General features: G+C 72.7%; 17 protein-coding genes. 10 read left to right on the forward strand and 7 right to left on the reverse strand.

The features are described 5' to 3' along the window. The 9 genes from PSR1_RS11695 to PSR1_RS11735 all read left to right on the forward strand — a co-directional run. A partial coding sequence (locus PSR1_RS11695; RefSeq protein WP_059437749.1) for an alpha-amylase family glycosyl hydrolase occupies positions 1–1,401 on the forward strand: 1,401 nt, incomplete at its 5' end. A gap of 138 nt (positions 1,402–1,539) precedes the next feature. Then, the gene (locus PSR1_RS11700) at positions 1,540–2,628 is read left to right on the forward strand and encodes an ABC transporter ATP-binding protein (RefSeq protein WP_059437750.1); all 1,089 of its coding nucleotides are present in this window, start codon (positions 1,540–1,542) and stop codon (positions 2,626–2,628) included. Between the two features lie 22 nt (positions 2,629–2,650). Next, positions 2,651–3,853: an extracellular solute-binding protein gene (locus tag PSR1_RS11705; RefSeq protein WP_059437751.1), complete on the forward strand. Its 1,203-nt coding sequence runs from the start codon at positions 2,651–2,653 to the stop codon at positions 3,851–3,853. After that, on the forward strand, positions 3,850–5,559 hold the full coding sequence (locus PSR1_RS11710; RefSeq protein ID WP_059437752.1) for a carbohydrate ABC transporter permease: 1,710 nt from the start codon (positions 3,850–3,852) through the stop codon (positions 5,557–5,559). Before PSR1_RS11705 ends, PSR1_RS11710 begins: the two co-directional genes overlap by 4 nt. Continuing rightward, positions 5,559–6,440, forward strand: coding sequence for a sugar ABC transporter permease (locus PSR1_RS11715; protein WP_059437753.1), 882 nt, complete (start codon positions 5,559–5,561; stop codon positions 6,438–6,440). Before PSR1_RS11710 ends, PSR1_RS11715 begins: the two co-directional genes overlap by 1 nt. Positions 6,441–6,478: 38 nt before the next feature. After that, the gene (locus tag PSR1_RS11720; RefSeq protein WP_059437754.1) at positions 6,479–7,282 is read left to right on the forward strand and encodes a glucodextranase DOMON-like domain-containing protein; all 804 of its coding nucleotides are present in this window, start codon (positions 6,479–6,481) and stop codon (positions 7,280–7,282) included. An 88-nt stretch (positions 7,283–7,370) separates the two neighbouring features. Then, on the forward strand, positions 7,371–8,696 hold the full coding sequence (locus PSR1_RS11725; protein ID WP_059437755.1) for a carbohydrate porin: 1,326 nt from the start codon (positions 7,371–7,373) through the stop codon (positions 8,694–8,696). An 88-nt stretch (positions 8,697–8,784) separates the two neighbouring features. Beyond that, complete coding sequence (locus PSR1_RS11730; protein ID WP_059437756.1) at positions 8,785–9,267, forward strand: pullulanase-associated domain-containing protein; 483 nt, start codon at positions 8,785–8,787, stop codon at positions 9,265–9,267. Positions 9,268–9,395: 128 nt separating this feature from the next. Next, positions 9,396–10,421 (forward strand): hypothetical protein, encoded by a 1,026-nt coding sequence (locus tag PSR1_RS11735; protein ID WP_059437757.1) that lies wholly within the window; start codon positions 9,396–9,398, stop codon positions 10,419–10,421. Positions 10,422–10,433: 12 nt separating this feature from the next. On the opposite strand, the gene PSR1_RS11740 is transcribed toward PSR1_RS11735, so the two are convergent. From PSR1_RS11740 to PSR1_RS11750, 3 genes are all read right to left on the reverse strand, one after another. Next, on the reverse strand, positions 10,434–10,670 hold the full coding sequence (locus PSR1_RS11740; RefSeq protein ID WP_237757929.1) for a hypothetical protein: 237 nt from the start codon (positions 10,668–10,670) through the stop codon (positions 10,434–10,436). A gap of 53 nt (positions 10,671–10,723) precedes the next feature. Further along, complete coding sequence (locus PSR1_RS11745; RefSeq protein WP_059437759.1) at positions 10,724–11,764, reverse strand: HNH endonuclease; 1,041 nt, start codon at positions 11,762–11,764, stop codon at positions 10,724–10,726. A 453-nt stretch (positions 11,765–12,217) separates the two neighbouring features. Continuing rightward, the gene (locus PSR1_RS11750; RefSeq protein ID WP_059437760.1) at positions 12,218–13,840 is read right to left on the reverse strand and encodes an alpha-amylase family glycosyl hydrolase; all 1,623 of its coding nucleotides are present in this window, start codon (positions 13,838–13,840) and stop codon (positions 12,218–12,220) included. Positions 13,841–14,046: 206 nt separating this feature from the next. Between PSR1_RS11750 and PSR1_RS11755 the strand changes: the two genes are divergently transcribed. Further along, positions 14,047–14,688 (forward strand): hypothetical protein, encoded by a 642-nt coding sequence (locus PSR1_RS11755; RefSeq protein ID WP_059437761.1) that lies wholly within the window; start codon positions 14,047–14,049, stop codon positions 14,686–14,688. 53 nt (positions 14,689–14,741) lie between these two features. On the opposite strand, the gene PSR1_RS11760 is transcribed toward PSR1_RS11755, so the two are convergent. The 4 genes from PSR1_RS11760 to PSR1_RS11775 form a co-directional block, all read right to left on the reverse strand. After that, entirely contained in the window at positions 14,742–15,530 is a 789-nt protein-coding gene (locus PSR1_RS11760) for a hypothetical protein (RefSeq protein ID WP_059437762.1), read from the reverse strand. Positions 15,531–15,571: 41 nt separating this feature from the next. Further along, the gene (locus tag PSR1_RS11765; RefSeq protein ID WP_059437763.1) at positions 15,572–16,675 is read right to left on the reverse strand and encodes a hypothetical protein; all 1,104 of its coding nucleotides are present in this window, start codon (positions 16,673–16,675) and stop codon (positions 15,572–15,574) included. Between the two features lie 337 nt (positions 16,676–17,012). Beyond that, positions 17,013–18,284, reverse strand: coding sequence for a homospermidine synthase (locus PSR1_RS11770; RefSeq protein WP_059437764.1), 1,272 nt, complete (start codon positions 18,282–18,284; stop codon positions 17,013–17,015). A 274-nt stretch (positions 18,285–18,558) separates the two neighbouring features. Then, on the reverse strand, positions 18,559–21,190 hold a 2,632-nt coding region (locus tag PSR1_RS11775), incomplete at its 5' end, for an ATP-binding protein (RefSeq protein WP_152643343.1).

A 21,190-nucleotide genomic window follows, 5' to 3' on the forward strand; every position in this document is an offset into this window, starting at 1 on the left:
GACGAGGTCCTCTACTTCGTGCTCGTGGATCGCTTCGCCGACGGCGACCGCGCCAACGATCGGGACGTGGACCTCGCCGGCAAGGGCACGTTCCACGGCGGCGACCTGCGGGGCCTCACCGCGCACCTCGACGAGATCGCCGCGCTGGGCGTGACGGCGATCTGGGTGAACCCGCTGGTGCGCAACATCCCCGGCTACGTGAGCGGCGCCGGGTTCCCGGACTGGGCCTACCACGGCTACTGGATGGACGACCTGTCGCGCCTCGATCCGCGCTTCGGCAGCGAGGCCGACCTGGCCGCGTTCGTGAACGCCTGCCACGCGCGCGGCATCCGCGTGCTGCTCGACGTGGTCTACAACCACGCCGGCTACGACACCGCCTACCTGCGCGACCCGAGGACGCGCCCCTGGCTGCGCAACAACGTGGTGGGCGACTGCGGCGACGACGACCTGACGAGCTGCCTGGCCGGCCTGCCCGACTGGAAGACCGAGCGGCCCGAGGTCCGCGAGTTCCTGCTCGCCGCCCAGCTCGGCTGGGCGAAGCGCTCGGGCGTGGACGGCTTCCGGCTCGACACCGTGAAGCACGTCGAGCCGGACTTCTGGGAGCTGCACCGGCGCCGGGTGCGCGCGGAGCTCGTCCCGGGGTTCTTCCTGCTCGGCGAGCTGTGGGGCGGCGACCGCGAGTCCCTCGACCCGTACTTCACCGCCGACACGCTCGACGCCGGGCTCGACTTCGGCTTCCAGGGCTCGACCGTCGGCTGGCTGCTCGGCCGGGGCCGCACCGTCGCCTACGAGCGCTACCTCGCGTCGCGCCACAAGGTCCGGCCCGGGCACCTGCTCGCGCACTACCTCTCCTCGCACGACCAGCCCGGCGCGCTGCACCTGCTCGGCGGCGACCGCGCCCTGTTCCGCCTCGCCGCGCTGCTGCAGCTCACCACCGTGGGGATCCCGACGCTCTACTACGGCGAGGAGGTGGCGCGGCCCATCGGCGAGTGGCCGGACAATCGCTCCGACATGCCATGGGGGCAAATGGACGTGCTCCCCGGCGCCGGAAAGCCGCGCGACGAGGCAATGCGCGCGTTCTACCGCCGGGTCGTCGCGCTGCGGCGCGCGCACCCCGCCCTGTCCCGCGGTACCCACGAGCCGCTCGCGACCGACGGTGACGGCCTGGTCTTCCTGAGGCGGGACGGGGACGACGCGGTGCTGGTGGCGGTGAACCGCGGCAAGGCGCCTCTCTCCCTGCGGATTCCGGTCCCGCCCGCCTGGGAGGGGCGGGAGCTGGAGGAAGCCCTGGAGGGCGGGGCGATATCGACCGGCCCCGGTGGGATGGGGCTGGAGGTGCCGGGTCGCGGGGCGCGGGTGGTGGTGGCCAAGCCCGCACCCGGCGCGGCGATTCGTCGCTAACCCCGCATAAATGGGGGTTTGCGTACATTGGCCGCATTGCGCGCAGGCCCCATTTGGCTAACCCTCACCCGGAGCGCGGCGGTCTAGACATGGGCGCCCATCGGACGGGCCTGGGCCGAGGCGGCCGAGAGGTGGGGCATGGCGGGGGTCGTCCTCAGGAATCTCGCGAAGCGGTTCGGCGAGACGCGTGTCATCGAGGGGCTGGACCTCGAGATCCAGGACGGCGAGTTCATGGTCCTCGTCGGCCCGTCCGGCTGCGGCAAGTCCACCGCGCTCCGGATGATCGCCGGGCTGGAGGAGGTCTCCGGGGGGGAGATCCTCATCGGCGGCCGGGTGGTGAACGACGTCCCGCCCAAGGACCGCGACATCGCGATGGTGTTCCAGAGCTACGCGCTCTACCCGCACATGACCGTGCGGGAGAACCTCGAGTTCGGCCTGCGCATCCGCAAGACGCCGCAGGCCGAGATGGACCGGCTGGTCACCGAGGCGGCGCAGGTGCTCGGCATCGACGCGCTGCTCCACCGCAAGCCCAAGGAGCTGTCCGGCGGGCAGCGCCAGCGCGTCGCGCTGGGCCGTGCCATCGTGCGCAAGCCGTCGGTGTTCCTGTTCGACGAGCCGCTCTCGAACCTCGACGCGAAGCTGCGGGTGCAGATGCGCGCGGAGATCAAGAAGCTCCAGGCGCGCCTGGGCGTCACCACGATCTACGTCACGCACGACCAGGTCGAGGCGATGACCATGGGCAACCGCATCGCGGTGCTCAACGCCGGCAAGCTCCAGCAGGTGGGCGCGCCGCTCGAGCTGTACGAGCGCCCGGCCAACCTGTTCGTGGCCGCCTTCATCGGCAGCCCGCCCATGAACTTCTTCAAGGCGCGGCTGGAGGGCGGCGGCGGGCGCATCGCGGCGGCGGGCTTCTCGCTGCCGGTGCCGGCCGCCCTGCGCGCCGCGACCGCGGCGCGCGACGGGGCCGCGGTGACGGTGGGCATCCGGCCCGAGAACGTGGTCGAGCTGGGCCGGGCGCCGCGCGGGGAGTCGGCGCGCATCCCGGTCACCGTGGACATCGCCGAGCCCCTCGGGGACGAGGTGATCGTGCACGCCCGCGCCGGCGAGGACCCGGTCGTCTTCCGCCAGGCGCCGCACGCCATCCCGGGCATCGGAGACCAGCTCGAGGTGCAGGTCGAGCTGGACCACCTTCACCTGTTCGACGCCGAGACCCAGCGCCGCCTGTGATGGCGGCGCGAGGAGGAGAACCATGCGGAACCGCTCGCTGCTCGCCCTGCTCGCCGCCCTGCTGCTCCCCGGCCTCGCCTCGGCGGCGGAGGTCGTGGTGTGGCACGCCTACCGCGGCGCCGAGAAGTCGGCCTTCGAGAAGGTGGTGGCCGCGTACAACGCGCGCCCGGGCAACCCGAACAAGGTGACCACGCTGGCGGTCCCGTACGACGCGTTCGCCGACAAGATCTCGGCGGCGGTGCCGCGCGGCAAGGGGCCGGACGTCTTCATCTTCGCGCAGGACCGCCTGGGCGGCTGGATCGAGGCGGGCAACACCGTCGAGCCCATCGACTTCTTCCTGGACGACGCGCTGAAGGCGCGCTTCATCCCCTCCACCCTCGAGGCGATGACCTACCGCGGCAGCGTGTGGGGGCTGCCGCTCAACTACAAGTGCATCGCGCTCGTCTACAACAAGAAGCTGGTGAAGGCGCCGCCGAAGAGCAGCGCGGAGCTGGAGGCGCTCGCGAAGAAGCTCACGCAGCGTGGCGCGGGCCGCTTCGGCCTCGCGTACTCCTACGCCGACTACTACTACCACGCGGCCCTCCAGAACGCGTTCGGCGGCCGCGTGTTCGACGCCGGCAAGCCGGTGCTCGACGCGTCCGAGAACGTGAAGGCGGCGGAGCTGCTGCAGGCCTGGATCAAGGCGGGCTTCATGCCCGCCGAGCCGTCCACCGCGCTCATCACCTCCCTGTTCAACGAGGGCAAGGCGGCGATGGTGTTCTCCGGCAACTGGTTCCTCGGCGAGATCGCGCCGGGCATCGACTGGGCCGTCACCACGCTGCCGGCGCTCACCGAGGCGGGCGGCAAGCCCATGCGCCCGTGGACCACGGTGGAGGGCGTCTACGTGGCCGCGCCCTCGAAGAACAAGGACGCCGCCTTCGACTTCGTGAAGTACGCCACCGACCTGGACGCGGCGCGGATCATGGCGCTCGAGGGCCGGCAGAGCCCCGCCAACGCGAAGGTCTACGCGGATCCGAAGGTGGCGGCCGACCCGGTGCTGGCCGCGTTCAAGAAGCAGGTGGACGTGGCGGTGCCCATGCCCAACCTGCCCGAGATGACCATGGTCTGGTCGCCCGCCACGACCGCCATGGGCTCGATCACCCGCGGCGGCGACGCGAAGGGCGCGCTCGCCAAGGCGCAGGCCAAGGTCGCGGCCGACGTCGCGAACCTCCGCAAGAGCAAGTGACGCGCCCCGCCTCCCACTGGCCCCGCGCGCTCGCGGCCCTCGCCGCCGGCCTCGCCGTCGCGGTCGCGCTCTCCTGGGCGTGGCTGCGCGCGGCCTCGGCCGGCGGGTACGAGGAGCGGGCCAGGGCGGAGGCGGTGGGGGCGGTCACGCGGCTCGCGAAGGCGGTGGAGCAGGCCGGCGCCGAGGGCGACGCCGCCCGCGCGGCGCTCTCCGCCTGGCAGGCGGACCAGCCGGCCGGCACGGTGGGGCGCCTGGTGATCGTGTCCGGCGCGCGGCTGGAGGGCTCGACCGACCCGCGCGACGTGGGCGAGCGCGCCGCCCCGCGCCGGCTGCTGCGCGACGAGAAGTGGGCCTACGACCAGGCGCAGCGCCTCCGCGGCATCGTGCTGGAGAACGCGGAGCAGGGCTTCGCGCGCGCCGAGGTGGAGGTGGAGCGGCTGGAGGGCCGCTACGCGCTCGGCGCGCCTGTGCGCAAGGACGGCGCGGTGGTGGGCGCGGTGGAGGTGGACCGGCCCGCGAAGCCCCCGCCGGCCGCGCCCGGGGTGCCCGCCGCGCTCGCCGCGGTGGCGTTGCCGCTGCTCGCGCTCCTGCCGCTGCGGCGCGCCGCGGCCCGCCGCGGGCCGGCCCTGGCGGCGGCGCTCGTGCTCTACGCGGCCGGGGTGGGCGGGTTCGCGGCCTGGGCGCTGCGGCTCGCGGGCGGGGGCGGCGAGGGCGTCCGCGCGCTCGGGCTCTCCGCGGCGGTCGGCCTCGCGCTCGTGCTGTTCGTGGCGCTCGGCGGCGCGGCCCGGGCCCGGGCGGCCCTGGTGCGCCACCGGGTGGCCTACGCCTACGCCATCCCGGCGATGCTCGGGATGCTGGTGCTGGTGTTCTTCCCGTTCCTGTACGGGGTGGTGCTCTCGTTCACCGGGCAGACCCTGTACAACACCAGCGCGCCGCTCACCGAGATCTGGGTGGGCCTGCAGAACTACGTCGAGATCCTGCGGACGTTCGCGTTCCGCATGCCGGACGGCAGCCCGTCCTTCTACTGGACGCTCGCGTTCAACGTGATCTGGACGGTCACGAACGTCTCCATCGGCGTCTCCGTGGGGCTGGTGCTGGCGCTCATCCTCAACACCAAGGGGCTGGCGTTCCGGCCGATCTACCGCGTGCTCCTGATCCTGCCCTGGGCCATGCCGAACTACATCACCGCGCTCATCTGGCGCGGCATGTTCCACCGGCAGTTCGGCGTGGTGAACTACGCGCGGATGCTGTTCGGCCTCGAGCCGCTCTCCTGGTTCGACGAGACGTTCACGTCCTACCTCACCGCGCTCGCCACCAACGGCTGGCTCTCGTTCCCGTTCATGATGGTGGTCTCGCTCGGCGCCCTGCAGTCGATCCCGGCCGATCTCTACGAGGCGGCGCGGGTGGACGGCGCCTCGCGGTGGCAGCAGTTCAAGGCCATCACGCTCCCGTCGCTCAAGCCCGCGCTGGTCCCCGCCGTGATCCTCTCGGTGGTGTGGACCTTCAACATGTTCAACATCATCTTCCTCGTCACGGGCGGCGATCCGAGCGGCACCACCGAGATCCTCATCACCCAGGCGTACAAGTACGCGTTCCAGCAGTACCGCTACGGCTACGCGGCCGCGTACTCGACCGTCATCTTCCTCATCCTGCTCGCCTACGGCGTGTTCCAGAACCGGGTCACGCGCGCCACGGAGGGGATCTGATGGCGTCGCGCCGCGAGGAGCGGATCCCGCACTGGATCCTGCACGCCGTGCTGGTGGTGATGGTGCTCGTCGCCGTGTACCCGCTGCTCTGGGTGATCAGCATCGCGCTCTCCGGCGGGCAGAGCCTGGCGCTCGCCTCGCTCCCGGCGGATCCCGGCAAGCTCGACCTGCTGCGCGCCGTGATCCCCTGGCCCGAGCGCTTCAGCGCGGCGAACTTCACGGCGGTGTTCCGCGACCAGCCGTTCGGGCGCTGGATGCTGAACAGCGTGATCGTGTCGGCCGCGACCACCGTGCTCGGGGTGTTCCTGGCGTCCACCGCCGCGTACGCGTTCTCGCGCTTCCGCTTCCCCGGGCGGCGCGCCGGGATGATGTCATTCCTCGTGTCGCAGATGTTCCCCGGCACGCTGATGCTCATCCCGCTCTACATCATCATCGTGACGTGGCTGGGGCTCGGCTCGACGCGCACCGGGCTGGTGCTCATGTACGCCACCACCGCCATCCCGTTCTGCGTGTGGATGCTGAAGGGCTACTTCGACACCATCCCGCGCGAGCTGGAGGAGGCGGCCATCATCGAGGGCGCCGGCCCCGCGCGCGTGTTCTGGACCGTGGTGGTGCCGCTCGCGAAGCCGGCCATCGCCATCACCGCGCTGTTCTCGTTCATGACCGCGTGGAACGAGTTCATCCTCGCCGCGACGTTCATGGACAAGGAGGAGATGTACACGGCCCCCGTCGGCCTGCGCTTCTTCGTCGGCGGGTTCTCGCAGCAGTGGGGGTACTTCGCGGCCGGCTCGATCATCGTGTCGATCCCGGTCGTGGTGCTGTTCCTGTACCTCCAGAAGTACCTCGTGTCCGGCCTCACCGCCGGCAGCGTGAAGGGCTGAACCACGCCGCGACCCGCGGCACTCGGAGGAGTCGAACCATGATTCACCGTCTCGTCCTGGCAGCGCTCGCCGCCCTCGCGGCCACCACCGCCGCGGCGCAGGAGGTCGTGTTCAAGGACCCGGTCGGCGACGACAACGGGCCCGGCAAGTACGTCTACCCGACCGACCCCGTGTACAAGGCCGGCTCGTTCGACCTCACGCAGCTCAAGGTCACCGAGAAGGGCGACAAGGTCACCTTCGAGATCACGGTCAACTCCGACCTCGAGGATCCGTGGGGGATGCCGGCGCCGGCGAACTTCTCGGTGCAGATGGCGTTCGTCCACATCCAGACCGGCAAGGGCCCGAGCTTCACCAGGGGGCTGCCCGGCACCAACGTCGAGTTCGCCAAGGACTCCGCCTGGAACAAGGTGGTGATCCTCTCGCCGCAGCCGGCCGGCCGCGTGCGCTCCGAGGCGAAGCAGAAGGCGGCCGACCTGCTCGCCGCCATCGTGGTGCCCGACGAGACCGTCGGGAAGGGCCGCACCATCACCGGCACGGTGAGCAAGAAGGACCTGGGCGAGGGCTCCATCGCGAAGTGGGGCTACCAGGTCCTGATGCAGTCGAACGAGGGCTTCCCGGACAAGACCGACCTGCTCACCCGCAAGGTGAACGAGTACGAGGGCCAGCACCGCTTCGGCGGCGGCACCGACACCGACTGCGATCCGCACGTGATGGACGTGCTCGCGGGCAAGGCGGTGGGCGACAAGTCGGAGATCGCGGCGCAGCACGAGATGCTCGCCTACGAGTGCAACCCGGACGGCACCGTCAAGAAGCCGGCCACGCTGAAGATGGTCCGCAAGTAGCGGGGGAGGGACGGCGAACGAGAGTGGGAGGAGGGCGGGGCCGGCACGGCCCGCTGGAGCAGCACGGGAGCATCACCAGGGAGATCACATGAACGCCAGAAAGACGTTGGTCGGCATCCTCGCGGCGGCGATCGCCTTCACGGCGATCCCGGCGCAGGCGGTCGAGCTTCACGGGTACCTGCGCACCGGCATCGGCGGCAACGAGGACGGCGGCAACCAGGTCTGCTTCCTGACCGCGCCGGTCGGCTACAAGTTCCGCCTCGGCAACGAGTGCGAGACCTACGCCGAGCTCGAGTTCGGCCAGACGCTGTACCGGGATCGCAGCGGCGTGCAGTTCGACTACGTCGGCATGCTGCACTACAAGACCGGCGGCCTCCGCAACGCGGAGCCGCTCAACAACAACAGCGGCGGCAACACCGCCATCAACGAGTTCGCGCTGCGGCAGAACTACATCATCGCGAAGAACCTGCCCTTCATGGGCGGCGCGGCGGTGTGGGTCGGCAACCGGTACTACCGCCGCAACGACCTCCACATCCTCGACTTCTTCTACTGGGACGCCTCGGGCCAGGGCGCCGGCATCGAGGACGTGGACCTGGCCGGCTTCGCCAAGGTCGCCTTCGCGGTGCTGCAGAACAAGGGCGGCTGGGGCCTCGGCTACGACCGCAGCGACAAGACCGCCATCTGGCGCCCCGACCTGCGCATCTACTCGATCCCGTTCTTCTTCGGCGGCAACCTCGAGCTGGGCGCCGAGCTCGCCATCAACAGCGGCAGCCCGCGCGGCGCCGACGTGCAGAAGGTGAGCCCGATGTTCACCCTGCAGCACGTGCAGCCCGGCCTGCTGGGCGGCTTCAACAAGCTGGCCTTCCAGTACGCCACCGGCACCATCGCGCCGATGACCGGCTACCCCGAGCCGCAGAACAGCGACAAGGCGGAGCGCTGGCGCATCGTGGAGCAGATGGTGGTGCAGCCGAACTCGCTGTTCTCCGGCATGCTCGCGTTCGTCTACGAGGACGTCACGCACCAGTACGGCGGCGACGGCCCGTGGAACAGCTTCAAGACCTGGTCGCTGGGCGCGCGCCCGGTCTACCACGTGAACGACTACTTCAAGCTGCAGGCCGAGGTCGGCTACCAGTCCTTCAAGCCGAAGGACCCGCCGAAGGACGACGCGACGCTCTTCACCGCGTCCTTCGCCCCGACCATCTCGCCGGCCCCCGGGCCGGGCGGCGCGTTCTTCGTCCGTCCGGAGCTCCGGCTCTTCGTGACGTACGCGAACTGGAACACCGCCGAGGCCGGGTTCCTGCAGAGCTGGAACGCCGTGTACTACTCCGGCCCGAACGGCAACGGCCCGTCGGCCGTGTTCGGCGACAAGAAGCACGGCGTCACGTTCGGCGCCCAGGTCGAGACCTGGTTCTAGCGGCAGCGCATCACCGGCGGGGCCGGGGGGCAGGTTCCCCCGGCCTCACCGGCTTCGCGGATTACAGTGAGTGCAGGAGGGAACCGTCATGAAGCGTATCTTCGAGGTGCTCGCGGCCGGCCTGATCGCCGCCGTGATGGGGTTCGCGGGGCCGGCGGCGGCCGAGGAGAAGGCGGCGGCCGCGGGTGACAACGTCACGCTCCACTACCACCGCGCGGACGGCAGCTACGACGGCTGGGCGCTCCACAGCTGGGAGAGCTTCCAGGCGAAGTCCGAGGCGTCGGACGAGTGGGCGGCGAAGCAGATGTCGGACCGTCCGCTGAAGGGCGTGACCTGGTTCAAGCCCATGCAGCCGAGCGGCAAGGACGACTTCGGCATCTTCTGGACGATCCCGGCGAGCGAGTTCGAGAACGGCCGGGTGAACTACATCATCCACAAGGGCGACAAGAAGGATCAGTGCAACAAGGACATGTTCTGGATGATCAAGGACTCCAAGGAGGCCTGGGTCGTCTCGGGCGACTGCAAGGTCTACCTGTCCAAGGCGGACGCCGAGAAGGCGATGAAGAAGTAGCCGCGCGGCGGATCGACGCAGGCGCATGGGAACGGCCGGGGCGACCCGGCCGTTTCTCTTTCCGTGTTCTCACGGAGGGTGTGATGGCGTACGGTGGGCGCCGGGCTTCCCGCGAAAGGCGCCTTCCGATGCGTGCACTCTCCGTCCTCGCCCTCCTCGCCGCCGCCGCCATCGGCCTCTCCGGTTGCAGCACGGGCGACTGCGCGGTCCCCGCCGGCTGTCTCCGGGCCGCGCGCACCGGTGGCTCCTGCGGCTGCGCCGAGTGGGAGGTCGTGGACACGCAGGAGGTGGTCCTGCCGTACGTGGTCACCGACGTCGCCTACCGGCCGTTCGGCGCGAAGAGCTTCTTCGTCACCGGGCACGCCTGGATCCCCCTGCTGGACCGCTACTCCGACACGAGCGAGGGGACGAACGTCCGCGCCGTGATCCGGTCCGCGGACGGCGGCGAGCAGGTGGCGCGCGTGGGCGCCGTGGACCCGGCGACCGGCCTCGAGCGCGTCACGGGCACCGTGCTGCGGACCCACCGCGTCATCACCCTTGGCCTCGAGCCCGAGCCGGTGGACGTCGCGGATCCCGGTAGGGACTCGATCGAGCTGTGGATGAACGCCGTGGTGAGCGTGGACACGGACGCGTCCGGGGCGAGGACCGTGCACTGGTCGCTCGGCTCGGGTCCCGTTCCGGCCATGAGCCACAACTACCAGGGGATCTCGATCCTGGTGCGCACGCTGCAGGAGGGCAGCTCGGGAACGACCTGGCTCGACGCGTACTTCGCCGATCTCGGCGCGGAGGGCCGTGCGGAGATCGTGGCCTTCGATGAGCGCGTCGCCGGGCCGCCGATGTCCGAGCGCTACCTGTGGCTCGATTCCTGGTCCCTGGTCGACCGTGAGCAGTTCGCCGCCCAGTACCGCTGGACCCCGTGCGAGGACCCCGAGGCGTTCGAGGTGCTGGCCGAGACCGCGGTCCCGCTCGCGAACGGCGACACCTTCGTGCTGCAGTACGGCGTGCAGGCCGACGCGACCTGTTCGCCGCAGTCCCCCGGCGTGTACCTCGAGTACTCGCCCGGCTGCTCCGGCGGTTACCAGATGTTCGTGGACCGGCTCTCCGGCAAGCTGATGATGCTCGCGGCTCCCTCCGGCACGTGCACGGGGCGCTAGCGCTCGCCGGCCTCAGCGCCGCCGCGGCGCGAGCAGGAAGAACGGGATCCCCGCCAGCACCAGCACGACCGCCAGCTCGCCCCACCCCACGCGCCGGGTGAGCAGCAGCAGCCCCACCAACACAGCGGCCGCCACGATCCCGATGCGCCCGCGCTTCCAGGCGCCCGTGCGCAGGAACCACGCCACGCCGACGACGGCGAGCGCGAGCAGGACGACGAGGAACAGCTCGGTGCGGCCCATGCCACCCATGGCGGCGCGCATGACAGCACGCGGGCCCGCGGGTGTCCACCCGGGCGGGCGCCTCAGGCCGAGCCGCCGCAGCGTCTCCCCGCGTACGCGTCCATCAGCTGGTCACCGAACACCCGCCGCGCCTCCTCGAGGTTGTGGCCCCTGCAGCGGATGCGGAGGTTCTCGACCGTGGAGGCGCCGCCGCGGGCCCGCGGCACGACGTGGTCGAGCTCGAGCTGGTACGTGGAGCCACACGGCTCGCCGGAGGGGAGGAGGAAGGTGCACCGCCCGCCGTCCCGCTCCCAGACCTCGCGGCGGACGTGGGCCGGGATGCGGTCCGGATCGCGGGAGGGCCGGGCCGCGGCCAGCGGCCGGTCCGAACGCCCGCTCTTTCGCTTCTCCGCCTTCGCCAGCAGCAGGTCCACCGCCGCCTCGAGGAGCGCGTCGTCCGAGAGGTCCGGACGGAGATCGCGGAGCCGCTCCAGCTTGCGGGCGAAACGCTCACTTACCGTGACATGAAGCCGCTGAAGCGTCGCCGTGAGCGGCGTGAGCTGCGCGATCCGAGACGGGGGCGCCACAGGGGCCGGTTCAACAGTTGAACCAGATGTCCTCCGCGGGATCACAAGTTCAACAGTTGAACCAGGCGTCACGGCAGGGATGGTCAGTTCAACAGTTGAACCAGCCGGCGGCCGGGGGACCGCCGTGAGCACCGTCCGCACCGGCGGCGCCGGATGCGGCTGCAGCGCCGCGACCACCTCCGCCGCCTCATGGCGGGACAGCCCGTAGAACCTCGGCAGCACCTCCCGCCAGTTCACGGGGTTCACCACCCGCGCCACCTCGATGACCGTCGTGAAGCAGAGCCGCCCGTCCCGCAGCGGCTCGACCACGGCCGGGACCGCCTGGATGAGCTCCGCCGCCACCTTGCGGTACTGCGCCGAGCCCTTGGAGAGCCGAAGCTCGCGGTGCAGGTAGTGGAAGAGCGAGGCGTACCCCAGGTCTGCCCACGCGCGCCGCGCGTCGAAGCCGGCGAGCGCGATCAGGAACTCCGCCAGCGCCGCGCGCTCGCGGCGGAGGAGGGTGACGAGCCGATCCGAGAGTTCACGCACAGTGTCCATGTGGGCACTGTCTCACGCGCTTCCGAGCCCTCCCCGGACGCACGCATGCGGCTTCAGGAGCGAGAACGCGAGGGCGCCTCCGCCGACAGGCCCGCACGGTCGGCGCGCACGCCAAACCCGCAGCAGCGACGCCAGGGCGCCCTTCCCGGCGCGGCCTCGCCGCGCGAGTTCTCAGGGTGTGAAACTGCGTCAAGCGCGAGGAAGGTTCCCGATGGGCCGCAAGCAGTCACTCACCGTGACGGCGGTCCCGGCATCCCGCTCATGGTTCGACGGAGCTCACCATGAGCGGAGAAGCTCTGCGGCGGCGAGCGGAAGTCAGCCCGCCTCCCCCTCAGGCTTCTCGCAAGCCGATTCCGCGTCGCCGGTCCCGGCCAGCGAGGCCCGCCCCGCAAGCCCGCTGCCCGACCTCCAGCCCCTCTTCCAAGCCCGCCGCTCTCGCAGAGCCAGCCCCCCCTACCGCACCCTCCACGCCCCGCTCCCGCGCGCCGGCAGCGTCACCCGCCACCCGGCCGCCTCCCGCACCAGCGCCGCGCCCGCGTCCACGAACACCGGCTCGGCAACCGCCCCCGGCGCCTCCAGCCCGCCGAGCTCGAGCGGCCCGGCGCCCATGTTGTGCACCACCAGCACCGTCTCCCCCTCGCCGCGCCGCAGGTACGCGAGCGCGGCGCCGGGGGTGGACAGCGGAGCCGCATCCCCGCGCGCGAGCGCCGCGGAGCCCTTCCGCGCCCGCACCAGCGCCCGGTACCGCCACAGCAGCGACCCGGGGTCGCCCGACTCCGCGGCCACGTTGGCGGCCTCGTGCCCCGGCGCGAGCGGCATCCACGGGTCACACGTCGTGAAGCCGCCGTGCTCCGACCGGTCCCAGGGCATGGGCGTCCGCTTCCACTCGTCCTCGCGGCCGGGCCCGTTCTGCATCCCCAGCTCCTCGCCGTAGTAGACGAACGGCGCGCCCGGCAGCGTGAGCAGGATGGCCGCCGCGAGCCGCAGCTTCCCGGCGTCGTTCGCGAGCTGCGTCGCCACCCGGAACTGGTCGTGGTTGGTGAGGAACGGCGCGTCCACCGCGCCGGGCGGGTAGGCCGCGGCGATCTCGCGGAGCACGTGCGCGGTGAAGCCGCCGTCGCCCGCGTCCACGCCCTCCACGATCGCCTTCGCGAGCGGGAAGTCGAACAGCAGCTGCAGCTCGTCCTTGCCGTCCCCGTAGTACCGGGCGATGTCGTCGGTCTCCGACCAGACCTCGCCCACCAGCACCGCGTCCGGCTTCGCGGCCCGCACCGCCGCGGCGAACTCGCGCAGGAAGACGTGGTTCTCCGGCGAGCCGGACTGGCCCGCGCCCGGCCCGGTCTCGATGAGGTGGCGGATGGCGTCGAGGCGGAACCCGTCCACGCCCTTCGCCAGCCAGTGCGCCGCGATCCGCTTCGCCTCCTCGCGCACCGCCGGGTTCCGGTAGTTCAGGTCCGGCATCCCGCTCCAGAAGATCGCGTAGTACCACTCGCCGCCGCGGCGGTACCAGGTGGTCTGCGACGTGTTCCAGGGCTGCGTCCAGCCCGGATCGTCCTGGCGCCACACGTACCAGTCGCGGCGCGGCGAGGTGCGCGACGACGCCGACTCGCGGAACCAGGGGTGCTGGTCGGAGGTGTGGTTGAGGACGAGGTCGAGGATCACGCGGACGCCGCGCCGGTGCGCCTCGGCGACGAGCCGGTCGAGGTCGGCCTCGGTGCCGTAGTCGGGGTTGACCTTCAGGTAATCGGTGACGTCGTAGCCGTGGTAGCTCGGCGAGGCGAACACGGGCATGAGCCAGATCGCGTCCACGCCCAGGTCGGTGGTGGTGGCCGGGTCGCCGTCGTTCAGGTAGTCGAGCCGGGCGGTGAGGCCGCGGAGGTCGCCCTTCCCGTCGCCGTCGGAGTCCGCGAAGCTGCGCACGAACACCTCGTAGAAGACCGCGCCCTTCCACCAGGGCGCCGCCGGGGCGGCGGCGGCGCGCGCGCCGGCGGCCGGTGGGCCGGCGGGCGCGTGCGCGCAGGCGAGCGCGGCGAGGGCGGCGGCGAGGAGCGCGGCGGGGCGGCGGGGCAGGGTCATGCGGCCTCCGGGGGCGCGCCAGGGCGCCGGAGCCGAGACTCTAGCGCGCCGCGCGGCGATCACCTGCGGTCGAAAAGGGCGCAGGCGCGCCGGGGGGGCGGGGCGCCCCGCGCCCCCGCCGGCGGGGCAGAGCGCGGCGGACGCCCCACGCGGCGGCAGGGCGCGGGCGAGGACGGCGCTATCCTCGGCGCCGCAAAGGAGGCCGCATGGGCCCGAAGCTCACGCCGAAGATCATCCTCGAGGGCACCCGCCTCACGCACAAGACCGACCTCGCGTTCGCGCTCAACGAGCACCCGCGCATCGTGGGGCCGCGCAAGTACCGGTACCACTCGCCGCTCGTGTCTGCGGAGTGGTGCGCGTTCACCGACGTGCCCTGGGGGCGCGGGCCCATCAACTACGCGCCGGAGGAGGAGGCCCAGGCGATGGAGACGTACGCCACCTGGGCCCGCCTGTTCGAGCTGAACCGCTACTACTCGTGGATCGTGGACCGGTTCCACGTCTCCACCCGCGCGTACCAGCTCCAGGCCGGCCGCCGCGACCCGGACTTCTCCTGGCTCGACCCGCGCCTGCGCGTGCTCGGCTTCCGCCACGTGCTGTGCATGCGCCGGCCGGAGACCTTCGCTGCCGCCCGCGCCGAGCGGCTGAAGATCTCCGGCAAGCCCTCGCAGTACGACGACCTCGACGCGTTCGTGCGCGAGCAGGACCTGTTCCGCCGCCTGGTGCGCGAGTCGTCGCTGCCCTGGCTCGAGCTGGACGTCACCGACGGCGACGTGGCCGGCGCCGCCGACCGGGTGGCGGACTGGCTGGAGGCCACCGACGGGCTCTCCGCGCCGTGGGGCGTCACCTGACGCCCCACCCTGCGTCCGTCACCTGACGCCCCCTCCGCCGTCCGTCTCGTGACTCAGGCGGCGCGCGGCGGCGGCCGCGGGCCGGAGGACGGCGCCAGCGTGCGCCGGAGCGTGACGGCGCGCTCCAGCGGCCGCGAGGTGACCCCCTCCACCTCCCACGCGCCGCGCGCCCTGCGCAGCCGCAGCACGTTCACCCCGCGCGCGGGCGCCGGCGCGTCCGGCTCGTGCGCCTCGAACGCGCTCACCGCAACCCCGACGTCGCCGAGCAGGTGCAGCGTCCGCTCCACCTCGCGGAGCCACACGTCGCGCCCCTCCAGCCGCGCCAGCGCCACGTAGCGGTCCACCGGCAGGCCCGGGTCGGACGGCCCGCCGCGCCCGGTCTCCACGCGCGCGCCCGGGGCGAACAGCGCGGTGAACCGGCCCCACCGCTTCTCCGAGGGCGCGCCGGAGGCCGCGTCGTAGAACGTGCGCATCAGCCGCTCGATGGCGATGAGGTCGGCCGGCGAGACCCGCCCGGCCGCGCCCGGATCGTCGAGCAGCTCGTGGTCCGGGGCGGTCTCCAGCGCCGTGCGCACCTCGGCCCGGCGCTCGCGGAGGTCGCCCGCGCGGCGGCGCTGGCCGTAGGCCCAGGCGCCCACCACCACGGCCACGGGAAGCGGCGCGGTGGCGAGCGCCTGCGCGAGGGCCGTCGCGCCGGACGTGCCCAGCCGGGCCGCCCCCACCACGCCGGCGAGGGCGAGCGCCACCGCGGCGGCCGCACCCAGCGACGCGCGGGTGACCAGCCTGCGCTCCTCGAGGTCGAGCAGCGCGAGCCTCCGCTCGAGCCGCAGCTCCGTGAACATGTGCACCTCCCGTCCGCTCGGGGTGGGTGGAAACGATCGGCTCAGCTCCAGAACACCGCGGCGATGGGCGAGTCGCTGGGCATGCGGCTCGGGTGCACCTCGACCACGTCGCCGCCGCGCAGCAGCGTGAGGTCGCAGAGCGCGTCGATGACGTCGGCGCCGGCCCGCGCCTCGCGCCCGGGCGCCAGCGCGCAGGCGCCGCTGCGCGGGTCCACCCGGCCCGGCACGTGGGCGCCCTCGCGGTGGAGGAGCAGCCCCACGCGCCCGTCGGCGGCGGCCGCGGCGATCTCGTCCAGGCGATCGCTCGCCTCGCCGCGGAGCGATGCGCTCACGAACTGCGAGGCGGCGAGCTGCTCCACCTCCTCGTGGTGCGCGCGCACCACGTTCCACGCGCGGGCGTGCAGCGCCTCGAGATCGGCCACCTCCTCCTCGATCCCGTCGTCGAGCAGGTGCGGGTAGGCGCTCACCGCGCGGAACGGCGCGTGGTGCTCCGCCACCCCGGCCAGCACGAGCGGCGTGCCGCGGTCGTCGAGGAACGCGCAGAGCGCGTCGTCGAGCGCGCGGAAGCGGCGCCGCAGGCGCGCCTCCCCCTCGCGCCCGGCCCCGGTCACCAGCCGGAGCGGCCGGCCGGCCACGTCGCCCTCGCGCACCTCCCCCGCGAGCGCGGCGCGCAGCGCGCGCGGCGTGCGAGACGGCTCCACCTCGGCGAGCGCCTCGGGCGTGCCCTCCAGCAGCTCGGCCCCGCCGCCGCCGAGGAGCCGCAGCACGAAGAAGCGGCTGCGGTCCGCGTCGCGCAGGAGCGGCTTGGTGTGGAACGCGTCCGCCACGATCGCCAGCGCCGGCACCTCGAACGGCAGCTCGAACGCGAGGTTGACCTCGTGCGAGCGCAGCAGCGCCAGCGCGCGGGCGCGCGGGGGCCAGCCGCGCTCGAGCGCGCGCACCATCGGCTTCAGGAGCGCGTTCACCTCGTCGCGCGGGTGCGACGCCGAGAGGCGCCGCCCCGCCTCCTCGAGCAGCGCGTTCAGGCGGCGGCAGTCCTCCGGCCCGCCCGGCCATTCGGCGTCGAGCGTGAGGTACACGGAGAGGCAAGGGGGCTCCTGCGGCCCGATGAGCCAGTGCAGATCCCGGATGGTGACGCGCTTCATGAGGTCGGCCTCCTCTCTCCGGGCGGCGCGCATGCGCGTGCGCCCCCGGCGCGGGTGGACGCTGGGGTGGTGCGGGGCTGAGGGTGCGGGGATGCGTCCCGGCGGCGCTACGGGCGGCGCGCCAGGACGCGGGAACCAAGACAGGCCGGCGCCGGGGCGCACGCGGCCGCCGCCGGCGGGAGGGCCGGTGACGCCGCGAGGCGGGCGGAGGAGCGCTGGGCGAGGGTTCCGATCACGACGATCCCGTTGTCGGCCACGCGCGCCGGGAAGTCAACCGCACGCGGCGGGGCCGGAGGCCGCAGGCGCGCCGCGGCCGCCGGTCCCACCCCTCGCGCCCTCAGGCGGGGAGCGCCGCCACCTCGGCCGGTGCCGCGCCCACGCGCCGCTCCGCGAGCGTCCGCGGCGGCGCGTGCGGGTCGTGGACCACGAGGGCCCGGCCCAGCAGCGCGTCCACCCGCGCCAGGTGCTCGCGCCAGTCGAGGTCCTCCACGAAGTGGAGCCCGCGGCGCCGCCCGAGCTGCGCCCAGCCCGCCGCCACGCCGGCGGCGACCTGGAGCTGGGTGGCGCCGGTGCCGAGCCGCCCGGCCGCGGCAGCGCCCACGTCGTAGCCGATCCAGAGCTCGCCGAAGCGCAGGCTGCAGAGGAGCACGCCCACGCGGTCGCGGCCGCGGAGCGCGGTGCGGTGCGGCGGGTACATCCGGTGGAGCGGCCAGGCGGCCGGGCGGACGCGCTGCGGTGCGGTGGCGAGCGCCGCGCGGGCGGCGGGCGGCAGCCGGTACACGAACGCCAGCTCCTGCCCGGGCAGGCGCTCCGCCAGCGTGAGCACCTCCTCGTGCGGGACCACGAACCCCTCCACCACCCGGTCCCCGCAGCGGGCGCGGTACCAGGCGTCGCAGGGCCGGTGGCCGAGGCGGACGAGCTCCCCGCGCCGGACCGCGATCGCGTCGTCGAGGAGCAGCTCCTCCAGGCAGTGCAGCGGGCTCCAGGTCATGGGGAACGCCCCCGGGGGCGGCGCGCCCATCGCCTCCACGGTGGTGTCCTCCTCGGTGAACAGCACGGCGTGCAGGCGCAGCTCCTCGGGCGTGGGCGCGACCCCGGCCCGGCGCGCGAACGCCTCGATCCCCGCGAACACGAGCGCGTTCACCACCCCCGGGTTCATGCCGCTGCCCACCAGGAAGCTCCCGCGCCGCAGCGCCGGGCGCGCCGGCGGCATCGCGCGCAGCACGAGCGACTCCCAGGCGCCGGGCGCCTGTCCGGGCCAGTGCTCGAGGCTGGTGTCGAGGTAGCTCGCGCCGGTGGCGTCGCAGGCGCGGATGGCGTCCATCGTGTCGAGCGAGGACAGGTCCACCACCTGGTCCACGCCGTGGTCGCGCACCAGGCGCGCCAGGTCGTCGGCGTTCCGGATCGCGGCGGGCGGGAGCGGCTGCGCGACCGGCGGCAGCGGGCCGGGCGGGAGCGGCCGGGCGTCCACGAGCAGCAGCGCGTCGAGGCGCGCGGCGAGCGCGCGGCCGAGCGGCGTCGAGGCGAGCACGGAGAGCAGGGCGCGCGCGACGCCGCCGGCGGCGCCGACGAGCAGCGCGGTGCCGTGGGGACCGAGGGAACGATTCAAGGAAGCACCTCCTTCCAGGCGAGGGACGGGACGACGGCGCGCGGCCGCGCCGCGGCACGGGGCCGCGCGCGGCCGGGCCGCGGGGACGGAGCTGGGATGGGGGAGCGCGCCGCGAGCCGCCCGCTAGCGCGCGGAGCGGGCCGCGGCGCGATGCGCCGGGCAGGCCGTGTCGGGCGCGCGGCGTGCGCGGTGGAGGATCGGGCGGATCACGGTCCCGCCACTCTACCGATCGTGGCGAGCGAAGCAACCGCCCGGGCCCGCGCGCCCGCCCGGCCTACCGCGCGGCGCCGTTCGCCGCGCCGTTCACCGCGCCGCCCATGCGCGCGTCGGGCTCGCCCAGCCAGCGGCCGATCACGGCGAGCAGCCGCTGCGGGTCCACCGGCTTCGCCACGTAGTCGGTGGCGCCGGCGGCGAGCGCGTCGTCGCGGTCGCCCTTCATGGCCTTGGCGGTGAGCGACACGATGGGGAGCGCGCGGTAGCGCGGCTGCGCGCGGATGGCGCGGATGGCGGAGAGGCCGTCCATCTCCGGCATCATCGTGTCCATCAGCACCAGGTCCACCTGCGGCGAGGCCTCCAGCACCTGCAGCGCCTCGCGCCCGTTCTGCGCGTGGATCACCTTCACGTGCGCGGTCTCGAGCACGCTGTGGATCGCGAACAGGTTGCGCATGTCGTCGTCGGCGAGGAGGACGGTGCGGCCGGAGAAGTCCACGCCGGCCGGCAGCTCCGGGTAGTCCTCGGGCCGCTCCGCCGCGAGCGCCATGGCCGGGTCGTGGCCGGTCTCCGCCCCGGCCCAGCGCGCCGGCAGCACCAGCGTGAACACGCTCCCGCGCCCGGGCGCGCTCTCCACCTCGATCGACCCGCCCAGCAGGCGCGCGATCTCGCGGGAGATGGTGAGCCCGAGGCCGGTGCCGCCGTACTTGCGGCTGGTGGTCCCGTCCGCCTGCTGGAACGCCTCGAAGATCAGCTTCTGCTTGTCGGCCGCGATCCCGATGCCGGTGTCGCGCACCGCGAACGCGAGCGCGCCGCCGGCGGCCGGGCCCACGTCGAGGACGACCTCGCCGCGCTCGGTGAACTTGAACGCGTTCGAGATGAGGTTCTTCAGGATCTGCAGGAGGCGGGTGGGGTCGGTGTGGATCCGCTCCGGGAGCTCCGGCGCCATGCGCACCTGGAACCCGAGCCCCTTGTGCTCGGCGACGTGGCGGAAGGTCTGCTCCAGGTCGTCGCGCACCGACTCGAGGCGCGTGTCGCGCGGCTCGATGGGCATCTTGCCGGCCTCGATCTTGGAGAGGTCGAGGATCTCGTTGATGAGCCCGAGCAGCTCGTGGCCGGAGGTGTAGACGGTGCTCGCGAACTTCACCTGCTCCACGGTGAGGTTCCCGTCGCGGTTCTCCGCCAGCATCTTGGACAGGATGAGCAGGCTGTTCAGCGGCGTGCGCAGCTCGTGCGACATGTTGGCGAGGAACTCGGACTTGTAGCGCGAGATGAGCTGGAGCTGCTCCGCCTTCTCCTCCAGGCTGCGGCTCGCCAGCTCCACCTCGGAGTTCTTCTGCTCGAGCAGGCGCGCCTTCTCGTTCAGCTCGGCGGCCTGCGCCTCCAGCTCGGCGTTGGAGCGCTTCAGCTCGAGCAGCAGCCCCTCCATGCGCATGCTGGAGGAGATCATGTTGAGGATGACGCCGACCTTCTCCATGAGCTGGTCGAGGAAGGCCAGGTGGTTCGGGCTGAACTCGCGGAAGGAGGCGAGCTCGATGACCGCCTTGATCTCGCCCTCGAACAGCACCGGCAGCACCAGCAGGTTGCGCGGCGGCGCCTCGCCCATGCCGCTGGCGATGTAGAGGAAGCCCTCCGGCACGTCGCTCACGATGATGCGCTTCTTCTCGAAGGCGCACTGGCCGATGAGCGTCTCCTTCATGCGGTAGGTGCTGGAGAGGCTGCGGCGCCCGCCGAAGCCGTAGCTGCCGATGAGGCGCAGCACCGGCTCGTCCGGCACGCCGTCCTCCGGCTGCTCCAGCATGAAGAAGGCGCCGTGCTGCGCGTCCACCAGCGGCGTCAGCTCGGAGATGATGGCCTGCGCCACCGAGACGATGTTCCGCTGGCCCTGCATCATGTTGGAGAAGTTGGCCAGGTTCGTCTTGAGCCAGTCCTGCGCGGTGTTCTTGTCGGTGGTGTCGCGCAGCGCCTCGATCATCTGGTTGATGTTGTCCTTCAGCGCGGCCACCTCGCCCTGCGCCTGCACCGCCACCTTGCGGGTGAGGTCGCCCTTGGTCACCGCGGTGGACACCTCGGCGATGGCGCGCACCTGCGCGGACAGCGAGCCGGCCAGCTGGTTCACGTTGTCGGTGAGGTTCTTCCAGATGCCGGAGACGCCCGGCACCTTGGCCTGCCCGCCCAGCTTGCCCTCGATGCCCACCTCGCGGGCCACGCTCGACACCTCGTCGGCGAAGATGCCGAGCGTGCCGGTGAGGCCGTTGATGGTCTCGGCCAGCGCCGCCACCTCGCCCTTCGCCTCCAGGATGAACTTCTGGGAGAGGTCGCCGTTGGCGATGGCGGTCACGACCTTCACGATGCCGCGCACCTGCTTGGTCAGGTTCGCGGCCATGAAGTTCACGTTGTCGGTGAGGTCCTTCCAGATGCCCGACGCGCCCGGCACGTGCGCCTGCGCGCCCAGCTTGCCCTCGATGCCCACCTCGCGGGCCACGCTCGACACCTGGTCGCCGAAGGTGCGCAGCGTGTCGGTCATGCCGTTGATGGTCTCGGCCAGCGCGGCCACCTCGCCCTTGGCCTCGAGCACGAACTTCTGCGAGAGGTCGCCGTTCGCGATGGCGGTCACCACCCGGATGATGCCGCGCACCTGCGTGGTCAGGTTGGTCGCCATCAGGTTCACGCTGTCGGTGAGGTCCTTCCACACG

It is taken from the genome of Anaeromyxobacter sp. PSR-1, from assembly GCF_000964525.1.
GTDB lineage: Bacteria > Myxococcota > Myxococcia > Myxococcales > Anaeromyxobacteraceae > Anaeromyxobacter.